The following is a 12,616-nucleotide window of genomic DNA, read 5'->3' as shown; positions in this document are numbered from 1 at the left end:
CAGAGCGATGGTGCAGTTCCACAGGATTTGTGCGGAGGTCCAACCTGCGCTACCGCTATACGTCATGAAAATCGGTCTCATCCTCTCGCACGAAGGCCTCGCCGGCATCTGGACCCTTGGCTGTCAGGGCGGCGCTTTTCTGGCCGCCGCCGAACTCAATGCCGCGGGCGGCGTGCTTGGGCAGGAAATCGATATCGTGCAAGTCGATTCCGGCGAAAGCCGCGACAGCGCCTGCAAGGCGGCGCAGCGCCTTGCGCTGGATGAAAACGTCGACGCGGTGATCGGTCTGCAATCCAGCGATCTGCGACCCGCGGTGCGGCGCGGGCTGGCCGGGCTGGCCCCCTATATCTACACACCGCATTACGAGGGCGGCTTTTGCGGGCCCGGCACCGCGCCGCTTGGCATCACCGATAGCGAGGTGCTGAACCCGTCGCTTGATTGGCTGGCGCAGCATCGCGGTGGTAAGCGGTTCTTCTTTGTCGGCAACGATTATATCTGGCCGCGCGTCGCCCATGGCACCACCGAAGAGGCGGTGCGGGGCGCGGGGGGGCGCTTTGTCGGGCAGGCGCTGATGCCGCTGGGCCAGCGCGATTACGCCCCGGTGCTTGACGCCATCCGCAAGGCGCACGCCGATGTGGTGGTCATCGCCATGCTGGGCGAGGATTCCGTCTGCTTCAACCGGGCCTTCGCCGAAGACGGGCTTGCCAGCAGTGTCATCCGTCTGAATCTGGCGTTTGACGAGACGCAGTTGCTGGCGCTGGCCGACGTGGGAACCGAAAACCTCTTCGCCGCGCAGGCCTATTTCGACACCAGCCGGGGTGACGGGCGCGATGCGCTGGCCGAACGCTACGACGCCTGTTTTTCCGGGCAGCGCCCGACGATGACCGCCAATGCGGTTGGCTGTTACGACGCGATCTACCTTGTTGCCGCCATCGCGCGGCAGGTCGGGCGCATCGATGGCTGCCAAATGGCGCATTTCCTGCGCCCGCGTCTGCAACGCGATCGCGCCTATCATATGATCGGGCGCAGCGATGCCGCCGCCGGGGTGCGGCTGGCCGAGGCAGAGGGCATCGATTTCGTCGTCAGATCAGCGTTTTCTTCCTGAGATCTGGCCAGCCGGACTGTGACTTTTACGTCGGCGGCTGTTGGCAAGATGGTATTGTCCGTTTCAAATGTTGTGGATTAGTTCAACCCTGAGTGCTAAACCCTTGACAGTTTTCAGGTGGTCCAAGGAGGCACGATGGCGGATCCTAAATTTACCGAGCAGCTCGGCTATCTCATCGCGCGGGCGAACCGGCTGATCGAAGAGGACCTGTCGCGCCGCCTGTCGGCCAACGGTATCGCGATCGAACAGTACAGGGTTCTGAAATCGCTCGAAGAAGAAGGCCCGCTGCCGATGGGCCATCTTGCCGAACGGGTGCTGGTCGAACCGGCGACCCTGACCAAGATCATCGACCGCATGGTGCGCGAGGCGCTGGTGTTCCGCGTTCCCGACGAGCAGGACCGCCGCAAGGTGCGCGTTGCGCTGTCGTCCAAGGGCGTGGCGCTGTGCCGCGAGCTTGAAAACGTCGGCGACGATCACGAGCGCCACATCGCCGAGGCCTTTGGCTCGGACGAGCTTGGCGACGTGCGGCGGATTCTGGCGGATCTCAACGCGGGGTGATCCCCACCCCGTTCGAGGTGTCGAGGACGACCCGCCAAGCGCCACCGCCCCCTGTCGGCCGGGCTTCGCCGTCAAATGCCGGGGTCACCGCCCGCAAGGGCGCGCTCAGCGCGAGGCTCCGGCGCGGATGTCGCGGGGCGTGGCCTGAAAGCGTCGCGAAAAACTGCGCGAGAAATGCGCCGCGCTGCGAAACCCGGTGCGGTAGGCGACCTCGGAAATCGCCAGCCCGCCTTTGGCATCGCCGACCAGAAGCTCGTAGGCCGCCTGCAAGCGGCGGCTGCGCACAAAGCCCGACACGGTCTCGCCGCCATCGGCAAACAGCGCGTATAGATAGCTGCGCGAGATCCCCATGGCGCGGGCGATGCTGTCGGGGGTCAGCTCGGGGTCGGGCAGGTGGCGTTCGATATGCTCCATGATGCGCTGCCGGGTGCGGGTGCGCCCGCTGCGCACCGGCGCGCCGCCGTCTTCCTCGGCACCCAGCATCAGCGCGGCGAGGGCGACGATCTCTGCCGCCAGCGCCTCGGGGCGCGGCGGCGGGCCACTGCGGAACACCTGCGCCGTGGCCGAGATCGTGCGCGAGACCAGCGCCGCCATCTGCGGATCGGGGCGGAAGCGCCCACCGACATGGGTGTCGGCGGCGACAAGCCGATCCTGAAGCGCGCGGGCCGGCAGCACCGCCACCCATTGCGCCAGATCGCTGGCCGAGCGCAGCTCGTAAAAGCGATCTCCGCGCAGCAGCACATAGCCGCCGGGCCTTATGTCGCCAGTCAGCCCCGATTGGCAGAACTGCAGCGGCGCCTGCATTGGAAAGATCAGATGATAGCAGGGCTCTGGAGCCGACCCGGCGATCAGCCGGGCCTGCGCCTCGCCGCGACGCAGGATCTCGACCGGGCCGAGTGAAAGATGAAGCCCGCCCGAAGCGGTCAGGGCACGATGTTGAAGGGTCATGGATCCGGTCTGTTTTCGCAAGGGTGAAGGACGTCGACGCCATGGGCGGCGAGGGTCGTCGCCAGCGCACCGTCGGGCGCGGCGTCGGTGACAAGCAGATCGACCTCTGACCAGCCAGCAATGCGGGCCAGCGCGGGACGGTCGAATTTCGAACGGTCGGCCACGATCGCCACCCGCTGGGCCTGACGGATCATGTGGCGACAGATGCCCGCCGCAAGATCATCGATGTCATGCACGCCAAGGCTATCGACCCCCGACGCCCCAAGGATCGCCCAGTTAGCGCGGTAACGGGTCAGCTCTTCGATGGCCTGCGGCCCCGAGGCGTAGCGTTCGGACGGGTTCAGGCGGCCACCAAGGGTGATGATCTGCGCCGACGGGTTGTCGCACAGCGCCTCGGCGACGGGATGGTCATTGGTGATCGCCGTGAGCTGCCGGCCACTGGCCGCAAGCGCACGCGCCGCGTGCCAGCAGGTCGCCCCGCTGCCGATCATCACCACCTGTCCGGGCGTGATCTGCGCCGCCGCATCGCTGCCGATGCGGGCGCGCGCCTGCACATGCATGCTGCGACGTTCAGCCAGCGGCGCCTCGAATCGCAGCGGGCGTTCGGCGCCGCCATAGGTGCGGCGCAACAACCCGCGCCGGTCGAGATCGATGAGATCGCGCCGGATCGTCTCGTGCGAGACATCCAGTATCTGCGCCAGTTCCGAAGCGCGCAGCGCCGGTTGCGCGCGCAGCTTGGTCAGGATTCTATCCTGACGGGCGGCCCTAGGGCGGCGGGGGGAAGAGAGGATCTGGTCGGCCATGCGGTCCCACGGGAAATAACGGTCGGCCTCGGCCGTCCGGGGATCACTCTTCGCGTTGAAAATTGAATATTCAAGTAAATGGCCGGTGAAAAGGCAGGCACCCGTGGATGACTGCCGCTTATTTGGGCATCAAGCCAGCCGCAGCCAGCGATCAAACCGCGGATCGCTGATCAGCGCCCGCCCGCGCATGTATTTCCACAACCCGTATTTCTGGAAATCGAAATCCCAGTCGGACAGCCTGCGATTCACCACCGCCCAGGAGCCCCATTTCAGATCGGCAAGGATGCGGCACAGCGCCACCCGCGCCTGCATCTGCGGCGTCACCTGCCCGAAATAGGTTTCGATCAGCGCATCGGTCTCGTCTTCCTCGAGGAACATTTCGCAGGCAAAAACGCCGATGTCATAGCTGCGCTCGTTCGCCGAAGCGAATTCGTAATCGATCAGCTTCAGCTCGCCGCTTGGCGAGAACAGGAAATTCCCCGGCATCGGATCGTTGTAGCAGGTGACAAGATCCATCCCCGAGGCGGAAAAGGCGGCGCGGATCTTTTCATAGTGATAGAGCAGCCATGGCAAATCCTCGGGCATCGAGGATCCGAGTTCGGCGGCCTGCTGCAAATGCTCGTCGATCAGATCGAAGATGGTCTTGACCTCGCTCAGCACCGGGCCGGAATGCAGCGTGCGGAACAAGCGGATCACCTGATCGCGCACCTCGGGGCGCATGAAATCGGCGGTGGTACAGGTGGTGTGGCCTTCGAGAAATTCATGAACCTCGGTGCCGCTGGCCGGGTCGTGAAAGATCACCTCTGGCGCGATGCCGACGCCATGGGCGAACACCGCCGCCTCGTAGGATGTGGCGCGGTTGATGAATATCTCGGTGCCCGCGCCGGGAATCTTGAGGAAATATGAGCGCGGATCGCCCGCCACCGAGATGTGCCAGTTGTGATTGTTCAGCCCGCCAACCATCATCCGGTAGACGATATCATCCTCGCGACCCTGCCAGCCCGGAACGCTGCGGATCGCGGCTTCGGCGCTGTGCTCGTTTTGGGTTCGGGCCTCTCCGATGCGGCGCTTGGGGGTCATGCCACGCTCCTCAGTCTCTCGCCAAAGCGGGGGTCGCGCAGGGCGGCGCGCAGACGCACCATCCGCCACAGGCCGAACTTGTAGAATTCCTCGTGCTTGCGCGGGCTCAGATGCCCCATCAGCATGCCGATCATCGCCCAACGCAGATCATCGGCGATGCCACACAGGCGGATGCGGTCGAACACCTCGTCGCTGTCCGGCAGGCCAAAGCGCGCAGCGGCGCGGGAAAACGCGGCGCGGGCGGGCGGCTCGAAGGCGCACATCTCGACCAGCGCGCTGCCCAGCTCCTCGCAGGGGCTGCCCATACCGGCGCGGTCGTAATCCACAAGGCGGATCTCACCCGAGGTGTGAAACAGCACGTTCGACAGGTTGCCATCGCCGTGGATCGGCACCGGCGCATCGCCCGAGGCGCGCTCCGCCGCCAGCATCACGGTGTCGTAAGCGTAGTGCAGATCGGGGGCGGTGGGCGCGCCGCTGTCGGCGATCAGCGCGGCAAAGCGTTGCAGATCGGCAAAGACATCGGCGCGCGCGGGCAGGGCGGGGCCTGCGGCCAGCTTGGCCCGCGCCGCCAGCACACGGTCGATGAACCCCGGATCAGCGGCATGTTCCAGCCCCGCCGTGCGCCAGCCCTCGCCCATATATTCGCTGACCAGCACCCGCGCGCCGGCATCGGCAAACAGCACGCGCGGCCCGACCCCGGCCTCGCCAGCGATGCGGGCGGCCTGAAACGCCGCGTCGGCGTCGATGTAGAACGCGGTGTCTGCGTGCAATTGCTTGATGAACAGCTGCGCGCCGGTTTGCGTATCGCGCGCCACCAGCGGCGCGCCGTCAACGCCGCGCCACGAGGGCGAGGCAAGCACCGGGATCGCGGCCTCGATCACAAGGGCCCGGTCTTCCCAGCCGGGCAGGCTGCGGATGATCTGCTCGATGTCCATTGGGTCCTCGCTGTTGCGGGGGTCATGGTGGCACGGGCGGCGCGGGCTGTCCTGCCTTGATGGGCGCGGCTTTTGTCCCTGCGTCCACCATGTCATGCCGATGTGCCTGCGCCCCTGTGCGCGGGCGCGCGGGCAGCGCAGGATGGCCGGGCAACAGCCCCGAGGAGCCATGATGCAAGACGATCTGATCGCCCTTCTTGACCGGTTTGCCGCCATCGGGGCCACGCCGGACAAGGGCGTGTGCCGCCTGACCGGCAGCCCCGAGGATGGTGCCGCCCGCCAGCTTTTCGCGCAGATCGCCGCCGCGCGCGGTGCCAGCCTCAGCACCGATGCGGTGGGCAACATGTTCGCGACCTTCGCCACCGCGCCGGGGGCGCAGAGCACGATCCTGTGCGGCTCGCATCTGGACAGCCAGCCCACCGGCGGGCGCTTCGACGGCTCGCTGGGCGTGCTGGCGGCGCTGGAAGCGGCCTCGGCGCTTTATGCCGAAGGCGGGCGCTATGCCCATAACCTGACCGTGGTGAACTGGACCAACGAGGAAGGCGCGCGGTTCCAGCCCAGCCTGACCGGCAGCTCGGTGTTCACCGGCAAGTACACGGCAGAGTTTGCGCTTGGCCTGCGCGACCGGCTCGGGGTCAGCATGGGCGAGGCGCTGGCGCAGATCGGCTATCTGGGGGACGGGGCGCTGGGGCTGACCCCGGTGCACAACGTCGAATTGCATGTCGAACAGGGCGGGCATCTGGACGAGACCGGCGTGCAGATTGGCGCGGTGACGGCCTCGTGGGGGGTGCGCAAGCTGACGCTGAGCTTTGTCGGTGCGCCCTCGCACACCGGCCCCACCGCCATGGCCAAACGCCGCGATGCGATGCGCGCGGCGGCGCTGGCGATCACCGAGTTTCATGCCCAGATGGAGGCCGAGCCGGGGCAACTGCACTGGTCCGCCGCCAAGATCGTTGCCGAGCCGGACAGCCCCAATGTCGTCGCCAGCCGCGTCACGGTGTATTTCGAAATCCGCAATCCCGATCAGCGCATCTGTACCGAGGCTGGCGATCGCTTCATGGCGGCGATCACCCCGGCCATCGCCGCGCTTGGCTGCGCCATCGAGATCGCCACCGACGAGGCCCGCCCCGGCACGCAGCTTTCGCCCGAAGGCGTCGCACTGACGCTGGAGGTGGCGGCGGAGCTTGGCCTCAGCGCCACCGACATGCTGACCATCACCGGCCATGACGCGCTGGCGCTGGCCGCCGTGATGCCCAGCACGCTGGTCTTTGTGCCCAGCGTCGGCGGGCTGAGCCATAGCCCGCAGGAATTGACCCTGCCGGAGGATCTTCGCAACGGCGGCGCCGTCATCCGCGAGATGCTGCGCCGCCTTGCAAGCTAGCGCGTCAGGCGCATGGCGGTGATCGCTCAGCTCACGAGGTCGGACCAGACCTCGAACCCGGCCAGCGTGTTGGTCCCGAAGGTCAGGATCATCGGCACATCGGCGGCATCCCGGCCCCGCGCGATCAGCACGCGGCCCTGCCGGGGCGTGTTGTTGCGCGGATCAAAGGTCCACCATTTGCCGCCGAGCCAGACCTCCATCCAGGCGGCGAAATCGCCGGGGGGATAGGGCAGAGGCTGGCCGATGTCGCCAAGATACCCGGTGCAGTAGCGCGCCGGGATGTTCATGCCGCGACACAGGGCGATGGCCAGATGAGCGTAATCGCGGCACACGCCGGTGCCCTCGGCATAGGCCTGCGCCGCGCTGCGTGTCGCCCGCGCCGCGAGGTAATCGAAGCGGATGTGATTGTGCACGAAATCGCAGATTGCCTGCACCCGTTCGCCGCCCGGCGGCGTCTTGGAAAACAGCCGCCACGCCTCTTCCGACAGCAGATCAGTGTCGCAGTAGCGGCTGCCGAGCAGAAAGATCAGCGTGTCGTGCGGCAGCCTTTCGACCGGCGATTGCACAGCATCCCCCGGCAGGATGTCGGCATGGCCCGGATCGAGGATCGTGGTATCGGTGCCGATGCTGAACCGCCCCTCTGGCGCCACCATACGCACGCACCAGTTGCCAAAGCTGTCACGGTATCCACTTTGCGGCACGCTGGGCTGGGTGGTGACGTGATCGGCATGGGTCAACTCGCTGACCCGGCTGTAATGCACGTTGAGCATCGCGATCAGCGGGGTCGGTTGCGGAAAATCAAGCTGGAAACGGCAGCCAAGCCGAATCCGGTACGCGGCAGGGTTATGCTGCGCGGGCGTGTCAGACACCATTTGTCGTTCCTTCGCGGCTAAGTCAGCGCGACCGGCGGTCGTATTGCGACCACGCTTTGCGGCGTTCCGATCCGACCGGCGAGAAGTCTTCGTCGAAGATGGATTTCTTCTCGGCCTTCGGTGCCTTGGACGCCGTCTTGGCGGCGGCTTTCGCTGCCCGAACGGGCTTGGCAGCGCTTCGCGGGGTCTCGTCTGCAGTGGTCATGGTCGATCCTTTCCCGGATCTGCGCGTGCTCTGCGCGGTGGCGGCGCGATGCTCAGGCCAAAGGCCAGACCCCGGCGCGCCAGTCCGCAGAGCGGGGAGATCGGCGGCGCAACAGGCGAAGGCCACGTCTCCTGTTGCTACAGTGGGCCATTTCCGTACAGATTGCGAGAGGGAACCGTCATCGACCAAAACACAATCGCTCTGCCCGCCCGCACAGGGCGAACAAGGCCCGCCCCATGCCTTATTGCGCGTCAAGCAGGCCGAGAAACTGCGTCAGCGCCCGGGTCTGGGCGCGCCCCGCGTGGGTCAGCGCCAGAAAGGCCCGGCGGGGGCGGGGCGCCCAGGTGATGCGCCGCATCGCAAGCCCGCGATGGCGCGCCTGCCGCACCGAGCGCCACGACAGCATCGACACGCAGCCGCTGGCGCGCACGCCGTCAAGGATCGCCTCATTGGTCGGCAGCTGCAAGGCCGCGTCCAGATCACCAGTCGCAAGCCCCATTGCCGCGAGATGATCCTCGAACACCGTCCTTGTGCCCGATCCGGGTTCGCGCAGCAGCCATTGCATCGCGCGATACTCCTCTGCACCCAGACGGGGCTTGCGCGCCAGCGGATGGCAACGCGGCAGGATCAGCAACAGCTCGTCATGTCCGACTTCGCGCACCGTGAGCGCGCCGCCGGGCGCGACGCCTTCGACAAGGCCAAGATCGGCCTCGCCGTCCACAACCGCCTGCGCCACCTCGGCGCTGTTGCCCGGATGCAGGGTCAGCTCGACCCGTGGAAAGGCGGCATGCATCCGCATCATGTGCGGCGTCAGCCAATAGCTTGCCACCGTCTGGCTGGCCCAGATCCGCAGCCGTCCTCGCGGGGTGCGGGACAGATCCTGCAACAAGGCGCGGGTCGCCTCGGCTTCGCCGGCAAGGCGGCGCGCGGCGGTTGCCAGCAGCGCCCCGGTTTCGCTCAGCCTGATGCCGCGCCCGACACGATCGAACAGCGTCACGTCATATTGCCGTTCCAGCGCGGCAATCGACGCAGAGACCGCCGACTGGGTCAGGTTCAGCCGCTCGGCGGCGCGGGTGACATGGCACAGATCTGCCACGCACAAGAAGATGCGGATCTGATCGAGGGTCATGCCGTTTCATAAATCTGGCCGATGATATGTACAATAATTATGAATTGGATTGTTTGATTGGCGCGGCGCATCCTTTGGACAAACAAGGATGCCCGCCATGATCGCCGCCACCACCTGCCTGAACACCGCCCGCCCCGCCCTGCCGGGGCTTGCCGCAACCGCCCTGCTGGCCGCTCTGGGGGTCTGCCTCTGGCAGCTGTCAAACCGCTCTGCGATGGTCAGCCCGATGGTTGTCGCCCTGATGCTGGGATTGCTGCTCGGCAACGCCGGGCTGCCAACGCACCGGCTTGCCCCCGGAACGGCGCTGGCCCTGCGCCCGGTGCTGCGCTGCGGCATCGTGCTGCTGGGCTTTCGACTGACCTTCGATGATCTCGCCGGGTTGGGGTTTGGCGGCGCTGCGCTGATCGTCGCGCTGGTCGTCGTCAGTTTTGTCGTCATCCGCCGGGCCGGTGCGTTGCTGGGTGTCTCGCCGGCTCTGAGCGAGCTGATCGCGGCGGGCACGTCGATCTGCGGCGCATCGGCGGTGCTGGGGATGAACACCGTGACCCGCGGGCGCGACGAAGAGGTGGCCTATGCCATTGCCTGCGTCACCGTCTTTGGCACGCTGTCGATGCTGATCTATCCGCTTGCACAACCATTGCTGCATCTGTCCGCCAACGCTTACGGCTTGTGGTCCGGCGCGACGATTCACGAGGTCGCGCAAGCGGTTGGTGCCGGTTGGGCCTTGGGCGAAACCTCCGGAGAGCTGGCCACCATCGCCAAGCTTGGCCGCGTGCTGCTGCTGGCGCCGATGATCCTTGGGCTGGGGCTGGTGAAAGGCAAGACCGAGGCGCAACCTGCGCGGCTTGCGGTGCCGTGGTTCGTCTTCGGCTTCCTCGGGGCGATTGCCTTGAACACGGCCATCGCACTGCCGCCAGAGCTGATCAGCGCCCTGACCATGGCATCGACCTTCATGCTTGCGATGGCGCTTGGGGCGATGGGGCTGGACGCGCGGCTTTCGGCGCTGAAATCCGAAGGATGGCGACCATTCCTGCTGGGCGCCTGCGGCTGGATCTTCATCAGCGGCGCCGGCCTCGCGGCGATCACGCTGCTTAGGCTGTGGCAATAAGTGAGTTCGGCGGACGTCAGCGCGCGGGGGTAGCATTGTGCATCGTGAGTGTTCTTACATAAATCGGATTAGACGTGAGTGTCAGGCCAGCAGGTGCGGGCGAGACTCAAATGCGACTCCCCTTTGAAAAAAGATGTTTTATCCAATGGAGAGAGTCTGCCACGCCACCGTGGGCAACAGGCAACTGAGCGTCACGGAACGTGTCCAGATCGAACGCTAGTAGCTGGTGAGAATCCCCGTCCGGGAGATGGCGGGCGTGTTGCAGCGTTCAAAAGCCACGAGCCACCGGGAGATCAAGCAGAGCTGGTTCAGTGACGAAAGCCGACCGGGCTATTACGGCGACCATGGTGCTGCCGCGCATCAAAAAGCCAACGATCGGTGCACCCGCCAGCGCAAGCTGATCCGGCATCCGCAGCATCGAAATCAAGTCGTCGAGCGGATCAAGAACGGCCCCCTCCCGGCAGCATGCTGCGTATGCGTCTGCCGGTCGACGGGACGCCCGAGCAGATCGGCAACCGGCTGATCCGGGAAGGTGCGATGCTCCGGGTCTGCCATGCACTGCCCGGCAGGCGATGTCCCGAGAGGAGGACGCTCTGCCGCGAAATCTCCTCGAAGGAAGGCATTGCGCAGGCGCTCTGGGGGTCTCTGCACGAGCACCGCAGGGCTCGCCGCAATCGCCGGGCGCCGGAATTCACCCGAGATGTCAGTATCCTGTTCCGCCCGCTCCGCCGGGTTTCTGGCCACTGATGGTGTGGATAGCTCACCCTGCAACGGCATCGCGATGTCCCAGGAGGATGGTGTTGAGCATGCAGGCGATCTCCGTGGAAGACGTGACAGTCATCGGGATCGACTTGGCACAGTCGGTTTGTCAGCTCCACGGCGCGGATGCATCAGGGCGGCCCGTGTTCCGCAAGACGCTCTGGCGGGCGCAGCTCACCTGGTTCATGGCCGGGCAGCCGCCCTGCCTTGTCGCCATGCAGGCTTGCGCGTCGTCGCACGATTGGAGGCGGGAATTCATGACGCTTGGCCCCGAGGTGCGGCTCATCCCGCCGATCTCCGTGACGCCCTTTGTGACGCGGCAGACACACGACGCGAATGACGCCGATCCCGTCGCCCAGGCCGTGCTGCCTCTGACCATGCGGTTCGTGCCGGTGAAATCCGCCCGGCAGCAGGCCAGATCCATGGTCTTGAAAACGCGCGATCTGTTGGTTCGACACCGCAACGCCCGCATCAACGCGCTGCGCGGGCAGTTCATGGAACATCGCTGTTGATGTCCACCCAGAAGTGACCCGGGTGGCGGCATGATTTCCATTGAGAATTGACCCATGTGACCTTTCCCCCAGCGGCATGCGCAGCGGGGGACATTGGAGTGATACACATGGGACTTTTGAACATCATCCGACGTATGGCACTGCGGGATAAGTTGCCCCTGCGCGAGATTGCGCGGCGGACGGGAATGTCGCGCAATACTATCAAGAAGTATTTGAACGCAGGCACGATCGAGCCGAAATTCGCGACGCCGGAGCGGCAAAGCAAGCTCGATCCATTCGCCGAGAAGCTGGTCGGCAAGACCCCCGCCGAACTCGACGCCGCATTGCGTGCCGCCACCGCGGACGCGCGGCGGCAACGGCTGCCCATGTCAACCGACCTGATGCGCCGACACCTCGGGATCGATCGGCCCAACCCGGAACTGCTCCGCCGTATCGCCGTCCATGAATCCGGCCACACCCTTGCTGCCGAACTGCTGGTGCCGGGATCTGTCGTGAAGCTCAACCTCTCCGATAGCAATGGCTTGACCGAGCGCCGTTCGACGTTCGCCGAACTTACGGTCGAGGAGATCGAGAACGAGCTAAAGATCCTCATGAGCCGTCGCGCCGCCGAAAGGCTTGTGCTTGGCACGATCTCTGGCGGCGCAGGAGGAGATAAGGAAAGCGACCTCGCCCAGGCAACCGCCCTGATCTTGCAGCTGGACCGTGAGCTTGGCCTCAGCCGCAACGGCGACGGCTGGTTCGGGCCAGCCGACATGCACAGGCTGACAGAGGAAGAGAAGCAGAGGGTCCGTGCAAAACTGGGTCAGGCCATGAACCACGCTGCGAAACTCCTCACGCCACACATCGACCAGCTACGTAAGGTGGCAGCCGCGCTCATCGACGTCCGTGAGCTCCACGGCTCAGCAATGAGGCGGCTGATCGCCGGACCAGATCGAGAACCCACACTTATTCCTAGCTAACCTCCAGCAACCGCTTAGCCCACCCGACCAAACTCGGTACCCTGCCCCTGTGTGCTACAACTGTAGCACAGCGACGTAACACAGACAGCGACCCGTGCAGCGCAAATACCTGCGTTTTCAAATACTTAAAACATGGCTGAATTATGCTCCGCGCCCTACCCTCGCAGGCAATGGGAGACGCGTTGAGGTAGGGCAAACAGCGGCAGATGCCAGTCAATGATGCCAGCGGCCTGTGTTGCACAAGGCCGCTCCCTGTCCAGAC

At 65.5% G+C, this 12,616-nt stretch carries 13 protein-coding genes; 6 read left to right on the top strand and 7 right to left on the bottom strand.

The genetic code is table 11. From position 1 onward, the window contains the following. Positions 1-64: 64 nt before the first annotated feature. Positions 65-1,105 carry a substrate-binding domain-containing protein gene (locus KO516_RS03885; protein ID WP_252737380.1) on the top strand — a complete coding sequence of 347 codons (1,041 nt, stop codon included), beginning with the start codon at positions 65-67 and terminating at the stop codon, positions 1,103-1,105. Positions 1,106-1,240: 135 nt separating this feature from the next. Next, positions 1,241-1,663, top strand: a complete 423-nt coding sequence (locus KO516_RS03880; RefSeq protein ID WP_216002500.1) for a MarR family winged helix-turn-helix transcriptional regulator — start codon at positions 1,241-1,243, stop codon at positions 1,661-1,663. Between the two features lie 105 nt (positions 1,664-1,768). On the opposite strand, the gene KO516_RS03875 is transcribed toward KO516_RS03880, so the two are convergent. From KO516_RS03875 to KO516_RS03860, 4 genes are all read right to left on the bottom strand, one after another. Next, the gene (locus tag KO516_RS03875) at positions 1,769-2,611 is read right to left on the bottom strand and encodes a helix-turn-helix domain-containing protein (RefSeq protein ID WP_216002499.1); all 843 of its coding nucleotides are present in this window, start codon (positions 2,609-2,611) and stop codon (positions 1,769-1,771) included. Continuing rightward, positions 2,608-3,414, bottom strand: a complete 807-nt coding sequence (locus KO516_RS03870) for a DeoR/GlpR family DNA-binding transcription regulator (protein WP_216002498.1) — start codon at positions 3,412-3,414, stop codon at positions 2,608-2,610. The genes KO516_RS03875 and KO516_RS03870 overlap by 4 nt, the downstream gene beginning before the upstream one ends. A 129-nt stretch (positions 3,415-3,543) precedes the next feature. After that, positions 3,544-4,494, bottom strand: coding sequence for a choline/ethanolamine kinase family protein (locus KO516_RS03865; RefSeq protein ID WP_216002497.1), 951 nt, complete (start codon positions 4,492-4,494; stop codon positions 3,544-3,546). Further along, entirely contained in the window at positions 4,491-5,429 is a 939-nt protein-coding gene (locus tag KO516_RS03860) for a phosphotransferase (RefSeq protein WP_216002496.1), read from the bottom strand. Before KO516_RS03860 ends, KO516_RS03865 begins: the two co-directional genes overlap by 4 nt. A 172-nt stretch (positions 5,430-5,601) precedes the next feature. On the opposite strand from KO516_RS03860, the gene KO516_RS03855 reads away from it, so the two are divergent. Beyond that, entirely contained in the window at positions 5,602-6,810 is a 1,209-nt protein-coding gene (locus tag KO516_RS03855; RefSeq protein ID WP_216002495.1) for a M20 family metallo-hydrolase, read from the top strand. Between the two features lie 26 nt (positions 6,811-6,836). Here KO516_RS03855 and KO516_RS03850 read toward each other — a convergent pair whose 3' ends face one another. From KO516_RS03850 to KO516_RS03840, 3 genes are all read right to left on the bottom strand, one after another. Next, on the bottom strand, positions 6,837-7,682 hold the full coding sequence (locus KO516_RS03850; RefSeq protein WP_216002494.1) for a transglutaminase family protein: 846 nt from the start codon (positions 7,680-7,682) through the stop codon (positions 6,837-6,839). Between the two features lie 22 nt (positions 7,683-7,704). Beyond that, the gene (locus KO516_RS03845; protein WP_216002493.1) at positions 7,705-7,887 is read right to left on the bottom strand and encodes a hypothetical protein; all 183 of its coding nucleotides are present in this window, start codon (positions 7,885-7,887) and stop codon (positions 7,705-7,707) included. A gap of 241 nt (positions 7,888-8,128) precedes the next feature. Then, the gene (locus KO516_RS03840; protein WP_216002492.1) at positions 8,129-9,016 is read right to left on the bottom strand and encodes a LysR family transcriptional regulator; all 888 of its coding nucleotides are present in this window, start codon (positions 9,014-9,016) and stop codon (positions 8,129-8,131) included. A gap of 97 nt (positions 9,017-9,113) precedes the next feature. Here KO516_RS03840 and KO516_RS03835 point away from each other — a divergent pair, with 97 nt between their 5' ends. The 3 genes from KO516_RS03835 (at position 9,114) to KO516_RS03825 (ending at position 12,354) form a co-directional block, all read left to right on the top strand. Beyond that, the gene (locus tag KO516_RS03835; RefSeq protein ID WP_252737379.1) at positions 9,114-10,124 is read left to right on the top strand and encodes a YeiH family protein; all 1,011 of its coding nucleotides are present in this window, start codon (positions 9,114-9,116) and stop codon (positions 10,122-10,124) included. A gap of 800 nt (positions 10,125-10,924) precedes the next feature. Then, a complete protein-coding gene (locus tag KO516_RS03830; RefSeq protein WP_216002490.1) occupies positions 10,925-11,395 on the top strand; it encodes a hypothetical protein in 471 nt (156 codons plus the stop codon). Between the two features lie 107 nt (positions 11,396-11,502). Then, positions 11,503-12,354 carry a hypothetical protein gene (locus KO516_RS03825; protein ID WP_216002489.1) on the top strand — a complete coding sequence of 284 codons (852 nt, stop codon included), beginning with the start codon at positions 11,503-11,505 and terminating at the stop codon, positions 12,352-12,354. The last annotated feature ends 262 nt before the right edge of the window (positions 12,355-12,616 follow it).

Source organism: Citreicella sp. C3M06, from assembly GCF_018860705.1.
Lineage (GTDB): Bacteria > Pseudomonadota > Alphaproteobacteria > Rhodobacterales > Rhodobacteraceae > Salipiger.
Note: the sequence above shows the minus strand (reverse complement) of the source record. Positions and strands in the feature narration are given on the sequence as shown.

Excerpts from the sequence above, each read along its gene's own strand:
- KO516_RS03885 (WP_252737380.1), top strand. The coding sequence starts at position 65 with ATGAAAATCGGTCTCATCCTCTCGCACGAAGGCCTCGCCGGCATCTGG.
- KO516_RS03880 (WP_216002500.1), top strand. The coding sequence starts at position 1,241 with ATGGCGGATCCTAAATTTACCGAGCAGCTCGGCTATCTCATCGCGCGG.
- KO516_RS03875 (WP_216002499.1), bottom strand. The coding sequence starts at position 2,611 with ATGACCCTTCAACATCGTGCCCTGACCGCTTCGGGCGGGCTTCATCTT.
- KO516_RS03870 (WP_216002498.1), bottom strand. The coding sequence starts at position 3,414 with ATGGCCGACCAGATCCTCTCTTCCCCCCGCCGCCCTAGGGCCGCCCGT.
- KO516_RS03865 (WP_216002497.1), bottom strand. The coding sequence starts at position 4,494 with ATGACCCCCAAGCGCCGCATCGGAGAGGCCCGAACCCAAAACGAGCAC.
- KO516_RS03860 (WP_216002496.1), bottom strand. The coding sequence starts at position 5,429 with ATGGACATCGAGCAGATCATCCGCAGCCTGCCCGGCTGGGAAGACCGG.
- KO516_RS03855 (WP_216002495.1), top strand. The coding sequence starts at position 5,602 with ATGCAAGACGATCTGATCGCCCTTCTTGACCGGTTTGCCGCCATCGGG.
- KO516_RS03850 (WP_216002494.1), bottom strand. The coding sequence starts at position 7,682 with ATGGTGTCTGACACGCCCGCGCAGCATAACCCTGCCGCGTACCGGATT.
- KO516_RS03845 (WP_216002493.1), bottom strand. The coding sequence starts at position 7,887 with ATGACCACTGCAGACGAGACCCCGCGAAGCGCTGCCAAGCCCGTTCGG.
- KO516_RS03840 (WP_216002492.1), bottom strand. The coding sequence starts at position 9,016 with ATGACCCTCGATCAGATCCGCATCTTCTTGTGCGTGGCAGATCTGTGC.
- KO516_RS03835 (WP_252737379.1), top strand. The coding sequence starts at position 9,114 with ATGATCGCCGCCACCACCTGCCTGAACACCGCCCGCCCCGCCCTGCCG.
- KO516_RS03825 (WP_216002489.1), top strand. The coding sequence starts at position 11,503 with ATGGGACTTTTGAACATCATCCGACGTATGGCACTGCGGGATAAGTTG.